Raw genomic sequence first — 12,566 nt, 5'->3', positions numbered from 1 at the left:
ATCCGCCGACCCGACACCCAGGCCCAACACGCAGAACCGGCTCGGTGCTCCAACTCGCAGGAAGCCGACAACATCGTCCAAAAACGGGTCCACAGGCGTGATAGTTCACAGGTTCAGTGGCTCCGGTTATGCGAGCAACGGATAGTCGAGGTTGCTCGTGTGACCACCGGCACCTAGCCTCAATACGTCGTCCAACGATGGGTGGCACCTGTAGGCGGCGTGTGATGCCCCTCGGGAACCAATGACCCGGAGGGGGTTAAATTTTATGAAGAGCAAGTTTCTCAAGTTTCTTGCCATATTCCTGTCGATCGGTGTCGTCGCCGCTGCATGCGGTAGCGACAGCGAGGACGCCGCACCGGCAACGACCGCCGCACCGGCAACGACCGCAGCAGCGGCAACCACGACCGCTCAGGTCGAGGTCGTCGCCGACGGCAGTCTCCTGGACGTCGTGCAGGCCCGAGGCACTCTGAACTGTGGTGTCAGTGGCTCTGCCGTGGCGTTCTCCGAGACCCAGGCTGATGGTTCGGTCACCGGTATCGACGCCGACTTCTGCCGTGCAGTGGCCGCCGCCGTCGTTGGTGACGCTGGTGCCGTGAACTTCGTGGCTCTGACCGCGTCGGAGCGCTTCACCGCCGTCCAGACGGGCGACGTGGACGTCCTCATGCGTAACACCACCTGGACCCAGAGCCGTGACAGCTCGGTGGGCATGGACTTCGGTCCCACCACCTACTACGACGGCCAGCAGTTGATGGCCCGTGTCAGCGACGGCTTCTCGGGCTCCAGCTCGGTTGCCGACATCGACGGCTCCATCGTGTGCACCAACGTCGGTACGACCACGGAGAAGAACATCGCCGAGGCCGCCCTGTTGGCTGGTGCCGAAATCACGTTGCTCGGCTTCGAGACGAGTGATGAGGTCTACGAGACCTTCATCGCCGGTGGGTGTGACATCACCACCACCGACGGTTCGGCCCTCGTGGGCCGCAAGGCCAAGCAGCAGCCCGCCGATCAGGAGTGGGTGATCTTCCCGGCCACGCCGATCTCCAAGGAGCCGCTCGGTCCGACATACGGTCAGAACGACTCGGCCTGGGCCGATGCCGTCAACTGGACCGTGTACGCCATGATCATCATGGATGAGTACGGCGTCACCTCCGCCAACGTGGATGCCACGTGCGCCACGGCCGAGGCCGAGGTGGCACGTCTGTGTGGCGGCGATGGTGAGCTCCAGACCGCTATGGGTCTAGCCGCCGACGCCTTCCACCAGGTGATCAGGCAGGTTGGAAGCTACGGCGAGGTCTATGACCGCAACCTGAACCCGGTCGGCCTGTACCGCGAGGGCAGCGCCAACGCCGGATGGCTCGACGGGGGCCTCATCTACTCCCCGCCGGCCCGCTAGGTAGGCGAACCAACGCTATTGATGATCCCGGGGTCTGGGGGCGCCAGCTCCCAGGCCCCGGGATCATTCGCGTTAACGACACTTGAGCACGCGGATACTGTCCATCTTCTGGAACCCTTCCAGAGAAGTCTTTGACTGATCCCCAGCCCCACGATCTGAGCCCACGTCGACCATGACGGCCACCACCACCCAAGAGCGGGTTTCTCAGCGAGTACCGCTGTGGCGCGACGTCGTCGTTCTCAAGTGGGTGACACAGGTTGTGCTGCTGTTCGTGGTGCTCGGAACGATGTGGTTCCTTGCCAGTCAAGCCGGGGACAACCTTCGGGCACGAAACATCAATACCGACTTCGACTTCCTCGAACGCCCCGTCGACATCCAGATCAGTGAGGGAATCGACACTCACCCGGACACGGGCGGGCGGGCTCTATGGGCCGCCATGGTCAACACCCTGCGTCTATCCATTGCAGGCATCTTCTTCGCCACGATCCTGGGCGTGATTGTCGGCCTGGCCCGGCTGTCTGACAACTGGCTGGTGCGCCGCATTGCCACCTCGTGGGTCGAGGTATTGCGGAACATTCCGCTGCTGGTGCAGATGGTCATCTACTACTCGGTTATGACAGCCGCTTTTCCCAAGCTCGGCCTACAAACCGGACCCATCAACGGCTGGCTGCATGTGTCCAACAAGGGCATCTCGATGCCACGAGTCCACATAGCCGATGGTTTCTACCAGTGGGCGGTCGTGATGCTCGTCGGTGTGGTGGCCGCTCACTTCGTCCGCCGTCACCGTCAACGAATTCAGGACGAGACCGGCGCCAACACCTCGCCGATCCTGTGGGCGCTCGGAACGATCGCCCTGTTCGGGCTGATCGGCCTGTTCGTCCACCCTGCGTTCTCCTGGCTGGGCTCCGTCTTCAGTGCCGTCGCTGACCTGCTCGACTCGCTTCCCGTCGCCGTCCCACAGTTGCTGTTCTCCGCCATGGCTGTCGGCGGTGCCACCGTTTGGATCCGCCGTTTCGTTTCCGACCACCGCAGTGCCCGCGGACACCTCTCGCTCACCGACGACGACTGGTTCCGGATTGCCTTTACCGCTGTGGCCTCACTGGCCGTCGTCTTCCTGGTGGTTCGCTGGTCCGGCCTTTCAGCCTGGACCCTCAACAGCGGCCGCGACTTGTTCGAGGTCCTAGCCGACAAGTTCAACGTCGACGGTGCAGCCCGCCCATTCGACGCCATGCGCCCCGACATCGTCCAGAAGGGCAAATTCCCCAACTACGGGAAGAACGGTCTGACGATGTCGATTGGCTTCGCCTCGGTGTTCTTCGCTGTCGTGTTCTACACGTCTGCCTTCATCGGCGAAAACGTCCGAGGCGGCATCCTGGCCGTGCCCAAGGGTCAGACCGAGGCGGCCAAGGCTGTCGGTCTCCGCCGGGGACAGATCCTCCGCCACGTGGTACTTCCTCAGGCTCTCCGGGTCATCCTGCCCCCGACCGGCAACCAGTACCTGAACCTGACCAAGAACACCTCGCTGGCCGTCGCCGTCGGCATGAGCGACATGGTCCAGGTCGGTACCACGGTGTTCAACCAGACCGGCCGGACACTCCCCGTGGTGGCCATCTGGATGCTCTTCTACCTGAGCTGTTCGCTAACCATCTCGGTGGTCGTCAACTGGTTCAACGTCCGCATGAAACTGGTGGAGCGGTAGATGTCGCTCTCGGATCAAGGCTCGACGCCTTCCATGGTCGAAGCGACGACGAGTGCGCCTCTGTCCGCGCCGCCCGAAGTACCAAAATTGGCACCGCGTGAGTGGGTGAAGGAGAACCTCTTCTCGAGCCCCTTCAACTCCGTGCTGACCGTTGTCACCACAATCATCCTGTTGGCAATCTTCCGTGGCTTCCTGTCGTTCATTTTCAATCCGGTCCGCCAGTGGGACAGCACGGCCACCAACATGCAGCTGTTCATGACCCGGGCCTACCCCGATGAGCAGTACATCCGAGTCTGGTTTTGCGTCGCCGTCCTCCTCATCCTCACAGGCCTGTCGCTGGCTGTATGGCAGGCCGGCTCGACGGTGCCGGTGGCGGTGCTCGGACGCAAGCTTCTGGCCATCGGCGCCCTTCTCGCTCTCCTCGCCCTCCTCGCTCCGTTCAGCGCCTCGGCCACCGTCCAGTGGCTGGTCGCCGCTCTGGCCGTGGCCGCCGTCGGCGAGACCATCCGTCGCTTCGCCGTTAGAGGCGAAAACGAACGAACGGTCAGTTCGCTGACAGTGCTGGTGGTCACCCTGGCCGGGTTGGTGAGCTCGTTGTGGGTGGTCCCCTACGGCCACCACACCTACATCGCGAAGCGCGATCCGAGGGTGTTGGCCGAACCGGGCACAGTGGCAATGACCACCAAGTTGCCGTGGACGATCATGCTGCTCATCGTCGTGGCGGCGTACTTCGCGGGACGCCTGATGCGAAATCGCCTCCCGACCAATCCGACCCGGGCCACCCTCCTGGTGCTCTGGCTCCTAGCGCCATTCTTCCTCACCTACCTGGTGCTGCGGGACCCAGATTTCGACATGGGCCACGTGTTCAGCACCGACCTGCCAATCTTCCTCGTCTACGCAGTCGGCGGCGCTGCCCTACTCTCGTGGCTCACCCGCCCATCGACCGGCGAAATCGGTCGAATTGTCGCCGTGCTGATCCTGGTGGCCGGCTTCTGCACGTTCCTGACACCGATGCGACAGGTCGTACGACTCGACATGCTCCTACTGGCCACCTTCGCTCTGGCGGCACCAACGTTCGCAGGCGGACCCCAGGCCCGGAGGCGCTACATCTTCGGCTGGTTGGGCATCCTGGGCGTGATGTCGTGGCTGATCACCTCGATCAACACCCCGTCAACCGTCACGGTCCCGGGGGGTTTCTTCATCGGTGGCTTCTCGATCACCCTGTTCATCGCGTTCATCGCCCTCGTAATCTCGTTCCCCCTCGGAATTGCTCTGGCGCTGGCTCGCACATCGACCATGCCCATCTTCCGGCAGTTGGCGACCGGGTTCATCGAGGTTGTGCGAGGCATACCGCTGATCACGGTCCTGATCTTCTTCTCGATAATGGTGCCTCTCTTCCTTCCCAGAGGGATGCACCTAGGCGAAGTCGCCGCTGTGGCCATTGGCTACGTCCTGTTTTCTTCGGCCTACCTGGCCGAGAACGTGCGGGGTGGCCTGCAGTCGATAACCCGGGGACAGCACGAGGCGGCCGAGGCAGTCGGCATGACCACCGCCCAAAAGACGGTGTTCATCGTCCTCCCTCAGGCCCTACGAGTTTCCATCCCACCGTTGGTGGGACACTGCATCGGAGTGTTCAAGGAGACCTCGCTGCTGGCCATCATCGGAGTGTTCGACCTGCTCTACATTGGACGGATCGTCATTCCCGGACAGACCGAGTTCATGGGCAGCACCAGAGAAAACCTCTTCTTCGTGTCGGTGATCTACTGGATCTTCGCCTACCAAATGTCCAAGGCCAGCCAGCGTCTCGAACGGCGCACCGGGCTGGGCGAGCGCTAACGGTCTCCCAGAGGCCTTCGAGGTGATGTCATGACCGATACAACAGCAGCCGAACCGACCGGTGGCCAGACCCGGGACCTGTCCGGAGCCCGCGACATGATCGTGTGCGAGGACGTATCGAAGTGGTACGGCGACTTCCAGGCTCTCGACAAGGTGTCAGCCACCATCAAGGAACAGGAAGTCGTCGTGGTGCTCGGACCCTCGGGCTCCGGGAAGTCGACATGGATCCGATGCATCAACCGCCTTGAGATCCATCAGGAGGGTCGGATCGTCGTTGACGACGTAGAGCTCACCAATGACATGCGGAACATCGAGAAGGTGCGGTCCGAGGTCGGAATGGTGTTCCAGCAGTTCAACCTGTTCCCCCACCTGAACATCCTGGACAACGTGACCCTGGCACCCATCTGGGTGCGCAAGAAGCCACGGGCCGAGGCCGAGGCCCAGGGCATGGCCCTGCTGGAGCGCGTCGGTATCCCCGAACAGGCCAGCAAGTACCCGGGTCAACTATCGGGCGGTCAGCAACAGCGGGTGGCGATCGCCAGGGCTCTGGCTATGGAGCCACGGATCATGCTGTTCGACGAGCCAACTTCGGCTCTTGACCCGGAGATGATCAAAGAGGTGCTGGACGTCATGAAATCACTGGCCCTATCTGGGATGACCATGATGGTCGTGACCCACGAGATGGGTTTCGCCAAGGAGGTGGCTGACCGGCTCTTCTTCATGGAGGGTGGGCAGATCGTCGAACAGAACACGACGGACCTGTTCTTCTCGAACCCGACCGAGGACCGCACGAAGCTGTTCCTGTCTCAGATTCTCTAGTTTCCTGGGTCCGCTTCGCCGCTCCGTGCCTCGGATACGGACCCCCGAGATACCCGTTTCAGTCGTCGGCTCGGCCGGCCACGACGGTGCCGTTCTGAATGATGGTGCGGATGCGGGACCGCATATCTCTCACGTCGAGGCGGGACCCTTCCCAGATGACCAGGTCGGCCAGTTTGCCTGTCTCGATGCTGCCAAGATCCTCGGAGACGCCCAACAGGTCGGCGGCCACCGACGTCGACGACCGGAGCACCTGGTCGTCGGACATGCCGAGCTTGGACATCTCGGCCAACTCTCGGAGGTTCTGTCCGTGGGGGGTCACCCCGGAGTCGGTGCCCATGGCGATCTTCACGCCGGCCGCCATGGCCCGGGCCACCGAACTCCGGTGGGCCTCGATGGTCTCCGTGGCCTTGGCGATGACCTGGGGCGCCAGCTCGACACCCCGGTCGGCGGCTTCCAGGACTCCCATCGGAGCAATCAGCGTCGGCACGAGCCAGGTCCCGGCAGCCAACATCATCTCGATGGTCTCGTCGTCGAGGTAGATCCCGTGCTCGATGGAACGGATCCCTGCGGTGATGGCATTGCGGATGCCCCGGGTGCCCTGGGCGTGGGCCATGACGAACCGTTCAGCCGCTGAGGCCTCGGCGACGAGCACCTCCAACTCGTCGGGGTGGAACTGCGCCTGCTGCGGTCGAGACCGAGACGACATGACGCCACCGGTGGTGGCCACCTTGATGACGTCGGCATCAGCCCGGACTAGTTCGCGGACCTTTCGACGCATCTCGTCGGGGCCGTCGACGATGTTGTGGGGGCGCCCAGGGTGGGCATCGCCCATCCCCGGCATGAAGCCTCCGCAGATCTCCCAAGAGTCGCCGTGGCCGCCGGTCTGAGAGAGCATGGTGAGCGAGATCTGCATGCGTGGGCCGGCAATGAGGCCCCGATCGCGGGCCTCTCGGACGCCTGCATCGGCGCCTCCGGCCTCACGGACGCTGGTCACGCCCACGGCGAGGGTGCGTTCCATACGTTCGGCGGCCTGGAAGAACTGAAGTGAGAACGGCGACTGAAGGTGAGTCTGGGCGGAAAAGTCCCCGTCGGCCATGAAGTGAACGTGGCAGTCGAACAAGCCGGGGGTGATCAGGCGACCGGTGCAGTCGATCTCTTCGTCGCCGTCGAGTCCGGGGCCGACGTCGACGATGCGGTCGTCCTCAACCACGATGTCTGCTTCGATTGGACCTGCTTCGGGTGAGCCGGCCGAGATTCCGTCGAACACGTGGCCGTTGCGGAGGATCAGTCGTGACATGGCTAGAGATTAGAGCCAGGGGGCGAGGCGTCGTAGGGTCCGGCTCATGGCCGCAACCAGTGGAGTTCGGATTTCTCGACTGACGGGAGTGCTGGGCGCCCGGCTCGACGGGGTCACGCTGTCTCCGGACATGGATCCGGACGATGTGGCAGTCCTCCGGTCAGCGCTGGTGGACCACGAGGTGCTGGTGGTGCCGGGTCAGGCCTTGTCTCCAGAAGAACAGGCCGGGTTCAGCCATCTGCTGGGCGACTACTCGCCGGTGCCGTTCGTGCAACCGGTGCCCGAGCATCCCGAGGTGATCAAGGTCGTCAAGGAGGCCAACGAGACCGAGGCGTTCAATTTTGGCGGAGTGTGGCACAGCGACTTCTCCTTCCTGGATGCTCCGCCGGCGTTCACGGTGCTTCACGCTCTAGATGTGCCTGACGTGGGGGGCGACACGGTGTGGGCGTCGATGACGGCGGCCCATGACCAACTACCTGCCGACATGCGCGAGCAGTTCGAGGAGGTCACGTGCGTTCACTCGGCGAGCGCCAGCTACTCTCCCGCCCAGCAGGAGCTCCATTCGGGGCTGTCGGGCATGGACATCCGGACATCGGAGTCGGCCGAGGAGACCCGGGAACATCCGCTGCTGTGCACACATCCTGAGACGGGGAAGCGAAGCCTGTTCTTCAACGGCACCTATGTTCGGGCGCTCCGTGGTCCAGGCGTGGGTGATGGAACCGAGGCAGGTTCCCGCGAGGAATCCCATCTACTCAAGTGGCTGCACGAGTTCACGACCCATGTGCGATTCACAATGCGGCACCGCTGGTCCGACGGTGACGTGGTGCTGTGGGACAACCGGTCCACACAGCACGTGGCACTCAACGACTACGCCGGCCAGCGGCGCGAGTTGCACCGCACCACGGTGGCGGGGTCAGAACCAGCCACCTGACGGTCCCACCTGACCCGGCGCTCGGCCCCATTCCTGTTCGCTGTAAGAATCGGAGGCGCCCCCACCAGTTCGATGGGAGAACCGGAATCAATCGTCTCGAAGGAGCTCGATCAGGGCGCTGGTGTCCCAGCGACCGTGGCCTTCACGCTGGAGCCGGGCGTAGAACTGGTCGACCATGGCGGTGACGGGCAGGGTGGCGCCGATGCGTTGAGCCTCGTCGAACACGATGCCGAGGTCCTTTCGCATCCAGTCCAAGGCGAATCCGTGGTCGAAGTGCCGATCGAGCATGGTTCGGGCCCGGTTGTCCATCTGCCATGACCCGGATGCTCCGGCGCTGATGGCTGACAGCACCTTCTCCTCGTCGAGGCCGGAGCGGCGCCCGAAGTCCAGAGCCTCGGATAAGCCCTGAATGAGACCGGCGATGCAAACCTGGTTGACCATCTTGGTGAGCTGCCCGGAACCCGTGTCGCCAATGAGGACCGTCGCCTTTGCGTAGACGTCGATGACCGGCTCTACGCCGGCGAACACATCGGCGTCACCGCCGCACATGACGGAGAGCTGACCATTCTGGGCGCCGGCCTGCCCGCCCGAGACCGGCGCGTCGATGAAGCCGACCCCGAGTTCGTCGGCGGCCGCTCGGATCTCACGGGCCACTTCAGCAGACGCCGTGGTGTGGTCGACCAGTGTGGCCCCGGACGCCATGCCGGCCAGCGCTCCGTCGTCACCAAACACCACGGACCGGAGGTCGTCGTCGTTCCCAACGCAAACCATCACGAACTCCGCGCCCGCCACGGCCTCTCGGGGTGTGGGCGCCGATATGCCGTCATGCTCAGCGACCCAGTCGTCAGCCTTGGTGGCGGTGCGGTTGTAGACGGTGGTGGCGTACCCGGCGGCCTTGAGGTGGCCAGCCATGGGATACCCCATGACTCCGAGGCCGATGAATGCACAGTTCGGCATGGTGGTGATCTCCTTCTCGGGTTTCGAGTTCGGCTTTCGGGTTGTGAACCTTGGACGGCCTTAGTGGCCCGCCGCCAGGTTTGCCATTGCCTCGAACAGGTTGGGAATGCTCTCGTCGCCGCCGTCGATCTCACGGTAGGCGGCCCGGACGTTCACCGCGAGACGTTCCCACTCGCCCCATTCGCGGTAGGGCTGGAACGTTTCGCTGGAAGCCAACTCCGCCACTGCGTCCGCTGCGGTGAGGCCGGCAGCGTGGGTCTCCCGACAGGCGCCCTCAAGCCAGGTGAGGTAGTCACGGACTGCTTGGACACCAGCGGCGTCGGTAAGCGGCCCATGCCCGGGGATGATGACCGCTGCGCCGTTGGCGACGTCCGCATCCAGTTCCAGGATCCGGTCGCACGCGGCGACCCAGTTGGAAATGGGCCCGTCCCAAACGATCGGGGTGCCGTTCACGAACAGGATGTCGCCGGCGAACACCACGCCAGCGTCGGGCAAATGGACCAGCAAGTCGCCAGCGGTGTGCGCGGGACCTACCTGCTGCAGGGCGACACGACGGCCGCCGACCTCGAGGTCCAGCATGCCGGTGAAGGTACGGGTGGGATCGGGAACCTCGATGCCCTCGAAGGTGAACCCGCCAAAGGCCCGCTGGACGTAGTCGTTGGTGACCTCGCCCATGTCGGCGGCCAGCAGGGCAACCAGGGCCGACGGCGGCACGGCACCCATCTCGCGGGCGGCAGCCTCGGTGGTGACGATCTCAGCCTCAGGAAGCAGGCCGTTTCCATAGCAGTGGTCACCGTTGGCGTGCGTGTTGACCACCGTGCCAATGGGGTGGGAGCCGGTGATCGGGGCCATGGCGTCGAGCATCTTCCGGGTCAGGACCTGATCGAAGAGGGTGTCGACGAGAACCGAGCCGTCGGCGGTGGCCAGCAGGCCGGCATTGGACCAACCCCATCCCCCGTCAGGCTGTAGATATGCGAAGACGCCGTCAGCCACCTCATGGAGGCCGGTCTCGTAGGGAATGTAGGCGGTTCTTCCGCGTGACAGTCTTGCGTCCGCTGCCACAGGCCGACCCTAGGTGCCGCCGACCGGGTACTCCTGACCGACCGACGATCGGAACACCCGTTTGGGGCCGCCGTCGGGCCGGTCACGATCACCGGTGTCGACCCCGACAAGCAGGGCGGCGACAGACCGGGTCAGTTCCTTTTGCGTAGTGAGGATGTTCGTCGCATCCAAGGAGCACCCATTCACAACGGGTGTGACAGTGGTCCCCGGGTCATCCCCGCGTGGGCACCGACCCCACCTCGGTGGCAGGCTCAGACTTCATCTCCAGAGACCAAAGATCCGCACCAGATACAGGAGCACTTCCCCATGGGCAACATCGTTGAAGGCCGCGTGGCCATCGTGACCGGCGCCGGCCGAGGCATCGGGCGAGAGCACGCCCTCATGCTCGCTGAGAATGGTGCCAAGGTGGTGGTCAACGACCTGGGTGGCGATGCCACCGGCGAGGGTGCCGATGTCACCCCAGCCCAGTCGGTGGTCGATGAAATCGTGGCTATGGGCGGCGAGGCGGTTGTCAACGGCGCCAACGTGGCCGACTTCGACGCTGCCGGCGAGATGGTCCAGCAGGCCATCGACACGTTCGGCAGCTGCGACATCCTCATCAACAACGCCGGGATCCTCCGTGACCGCATGATGTTCTCGATGACTGAGTCCGACTGGGACGCGGTGATCAATGTCCACCTGAAAGGCACCTTCGCCCCCAGCCACCACGCTGCCGTCTACTGGCGCGAGAAGGTCAAGGCGGGCGGTGAGGCATTCGGACGGATCGTGAACACGGCGTCGCCGTCGGGCATCTACGGCAATGTCGGACAGTCCAACTACGGGGCGGCCAAGGCGGGCATCGCGGCGTTCACCCTGATCACAGCCATGGAACTCACCAAGTACGGCGTGACCTGCAACTGTCTGGCCCCCGGTGCCTACACCCGGATGACCAAGGACCTACCGGGGTTTGCCGGTATGGACGAGGAAACCCAGGAGAAGATGGGTCCGCGTTGGATCGCCGTGACCACGACGTGGCTGTGCAGCGAAGCCGCCCAGAACGTGACCGGCCGGGTATTTGACATCATGGGCCAGCGCGTCGGCATTTCCGAGCAGTGGCATCTGGGCCCGACGGCCATGCAGACCGACGAACCGGCCGACATGACCGATGTGATTGCCGGGCTGATGGCCGAGGCACAACTCAACTCGGACATGGGTGGCAACCCGGCCGAGGGCCCGGGACGCCCGGGCAAGACCATCTAGCCGGGTTTCCAACCAACTGACGGAGCACCCCGTGTCCATCGACTTCAGCCTGACGCCCGAACTGGAGGCGATCCGGACCCGTATTCGAACGTTCGTTGACGACGTGATCCGTCCCGGTGGGGCGGCCATCGACGGCCAGGGCGACACGCCAGCCCTCGACGGCGAGGACCGCATCCGGGCGTTGATAGGGATGCGCAAGCAGGCCCGGGAGGAGGGCCTGTGGCTGCCCCACATGCCCACAGAATGGGGTGGGATGGGGCTCGGCCACGTCGAGTTGGCCATGGTGCAGGCCGAGGCGGCCCGCTCGTACTACGGACCGTGGGTGCTGAACTGTCAGGCGCCCGACGAGGGCAACATGCACACGCTGCTCCACTGGGCAACCGACGCCCAGAAGGAGAAGTACCTGAAGCCGTTGTGCGAGGGCACCACATGGTCGTGCTTCGCCATGACCGAACCCGAGGTAGCTGGGTCGGATCCGACGCTGATCCGCACCAACGCGTACCAGGACGGCGACGAGTGGGTGGTGAACGGCCACAAGTGGTTCATCTCCAATGCCCACCGGGCCAAGTTCGCCATCCTGGTGTGCCGCACCGAGGAGGATCCAGACCTTCCGCAGGCCGCCAACACGGCGTTCCTGGTGGACATCCCGTCCGATGGTTGGACCGAGGTACGCCAGATCGAGACAATGCACGGCTCGACCGGGCACTCAGAGATCCTCATCGAGGACCTACGGCTCCACGAGGACCAGATGCTGGGCGGCCGAGGCCAGGGCCACCTACTGGGCCAGTACCGGCTCGGACCGGCCCGGCTCGCCCACTGCATGCGGTGGATCGCCCAAGCCGAGACGGCGCTGGACATGATGGTGGAACGGTCACTAGAGCGCTTCAGCCACGGGTCGCTGCTAGCCGAAAAGCAGGGCATCCAGTGGATGATCGCTGATTCGACAATGGAGTTGTACCAGTCGAAGCTCATGGTGCTGCACGCCGCCTACAAGATCGACCGGGGCGACGACTTCAAGTCCGAGGTGTCGATGGCCAAGCATTTCGTGGCCAACAGCCTGAACCGGATCATCGACCGGGCCATCCAGGTACACGGGGCGTTGGGGTATTCGACCGACACGCCGCTGGCCCACATGTTCCAGCAAGCCCGGTGGGCACGATTCGCCGACGGGGCCGACGAGGTCCACCAGATGCGGATCGCCCAACGTTCGATCGCCGCATGGACCGACACCGGTTCCACGGCCCGGGCCACCGGCGACCTACCGATCTAGAACAGGCCGACCCAGACAGGCGAATCTCAAATACTCGTGCCGCCAGCGAGGTGGCCGTCAGTC

At 64.1% G+C, this 12,566-nt stretch carries 11 protein-coding genes; 7 read left to right on the top strand and 4 right to left on the bottom strand.

Features of this window, described 5'->3' with window-relative positions:
* Window positions 1-265: 265 nt before the first annotated feature.
* The 4 genes from QF777_02975 to QF777_02960 all read left to right on the top strand — a co-directional run bounded on the left by QF777_02975 (window position 266) and on the right by QF777_02960 (window position 5,747).
* Window positions 266-1,393, top strand: coding sequence for a transporter substrate-binding domain-containing protein (locus QF777_02975; protein MDP6910516.1), 1,128 nt, complete (start codon window positions 266-268; stop codon window positions 1,391-1,393).
* Window positions 1,394-1,565: 172 nt separating this feature from the next.
* Window positions 1,566-3,092, top strand: a complete 1,527-nt coding sequence (locus QF777_02970) for an ABC transporter permease subunit (protein ID MDP6910515.1) — start codon at window positions 1,566-1,568, stop codon at window positions 3,090-3,092.
* A gap of 105 nt (window positions 3,093-3,197) precedes the next feature.
* Window positions 3,198-4,928, top strand: coding sequence for an amino acid ABC transporter permease (locus tag QF777_02965; protein MDP6910514.1), 1,731 nt, complete (start codon window positions 3,198-3,200; stop codon window positions 4,926-4,928).
* A gap of 30 nt (window positions 4,929-4,958) precedes the next feature.
* On the top strand, window positions 4,959-5,747 hold the full coding sequence (locus QF777_02960) for an amino acid ABC transporter ATP-binding protein (protein ID MDP6910513.1): 789 nt from the start codon (window positions 4,959-4,961) through the stop codon (window positions 5,745-5,747).
* A gap of 58 nt (window positions 5,748-5,805) precedes the next feature.
* Here the strand turns inward: QF777_02960 and QF777_02955 are convergent, their stop codons facing one another.
* Window positions 5,806-7,044 carry an amidohydrolase family protein gene (locus tag QF777_02955; protein MDP6910512.1) on the bottom strand — a complete coding sequence of 413 codons (1,239 nt, stop codon included), beginning with the start codon at window positions 7,042-7,044 and terminating at the stop codon, window positions 5,806-5,808.
* Window positions 7,045-7,090: 46 nt separating this feature from the next.
* On the opposite strand from QF777_02955, the gene QF777_02950 reads away from it, so the two are divergent.
* Window positions 7,091-7,975 (top strand): TauD/TfdA family dioxygenase, encoded by an 885-nt coding sequence (locus QF777_02950; protein MDP6910511.1) that lies wholly within the window; start codon window positions 7,091-7,093, stop codon window positions 7,973-7,975.
* A gap of 87 nt (window positions 7,976-8,062) precedes the next feature.
* Here the strand turns inward: QF777_02950 and QF777_02945 are convergent, their stop codons facing one another.
* Genes QF777_02945 through QF777_02935 form a run of 3 tightly spaced genes read right to left on the bottom strand, consistent with a single transcriptional unit; the run spans window position 8,063 to window position 10,165 of the window.
* Window positions 8,063-8,932: an NAD(P)-dependent oxidoreductase gene (locus tag QF777_02945; GenBank protein ID MDP6910510.1), complete on the bottom strand. Its 870-nt coding sequence runs from the start codon at window positions 8,930-8,932 to the stop codon at window positions 8,063-8,065.
* Between the two features lie 60 nt (window positions 8,933-8,992).
* On the bottom strand, window positions 8,993-9,994 hold the full coding sequence (locus tag QF777_02940) for an MBL fold metallo-hydrolase (GenBank protein ID MDP6910509.1): 1,002 nt from the start codon (window positions 9,992-9,994) through the stop codon (window positions 8,993-8,995).
* Window positions 9,995-10,003: 9 nt separating this feature from the next.
* On the bottom strand, window positions 10,004-10,165 hold the full coding sequence (locus tag QF777_02935) for a hypothetical protein (GenBank protein ID MDP6910508.1): 162 nt from the start codon (window positions 10,163-10,165) through the stop codon (window positions 10,004-10,006).
* A gap of 135 nt (window positions 10,166-10,300) precedes the next feature.
* Between QF777_02935 and QF777_02930 the strand changes: the two genes are divergently transcribed.
* Both QF777_02930 and QF777_02925 read left to right on the top strand, forming a co-directional pair.
* Window positions 10,301-11,233, top strand: coding sequence for an SDR family NAD(P)-dependent oxidoreductase (locus QF777_02930; protein ID MDP6910507.1), 933 nt, complete (start codon window positions 10,301-10,303; stop codon window positions 11,231-11,233).
* Window positions 11,234-11,264: 31 nt separating this feature from the next.
* On the top strand, window positions 11,265-12,503 hold the full coding sequence (locus QF777_02925; protein MDP6910506.1) for an acyl-CoA dehydrogenase family protein: 1,239 nt from the start codon (window positions 11,265-11,267) through the stop codon (window positions 12,501-12,503).
* Window positions 12,504-12,566: the final 63 nt, after the last annotated feature.

Source organism: Acidimicrobiales bacterium (assembly GCA_030747595.1).
Taxonomy (GTDB): domain Bacteria; phylum Actinomycetota; class Acidimicrobiia; order Acidimicrobiales; family MedAcidi-G1; genus UBA9410.
The sequence above is the reverse complement of the archived record's forward strand: the minus strand, read 5'-3'. Positions and strand labels throughout refer to the sequence as shown.

Excerpts from the sequence above, each read along its gene's own strand:
- QF777_02975 (MDP6910516.1), top strand. The coding sequence starts at position 266 with ATGAAGAGCAAGTTTCTCAAGTTTCTTGCCATATTCCTGTCGATCGGT.
- QF777_02970 (MDP6910515.1), top strand. The coding sequence starts at position 1,566 with ATGACGGCCACCACCACCCAAGAGCGGGTTTCTCAGCGAGTACCGCTG.
- QF777_02960 (MDP6910513.1), top strand. The coding sequence starts at position 4,959 with ATGACCGATACAACAGCAGCCGAACCGACCGGTGGCCAGACCCGGGAC.
- QF777_02955 (MDP6910512.1), bottom strand. The coding sequence starts at position 7,044 with ATGTCACGACTGATCCTCCGCAACGGCCACGTGTTCGACGGAATCTCG.
- QF777_02950 (MDP6910511.1), top strand. The coding sequence starts at position 7,091 with ATGGCCGCAACCAGTGGAGTTCGGATTTCTCGACTGACGGGAGTGCTG.
- QF777_02945 (MDP6910510.1), bottom strand. The coding sequence starts at position 8,932 with ATGCCGAACTGTGCATTCATCGGCCTCGGAGTCATGGGGTATCCCATG.
- QF777_02930 (MDP6910507.1), top strand. The coding sequence starts at position 10,301 with ATGGGCAACATCGTTGAAGGCCGCGTGGCCATCGTGACCGGCGCCGGC.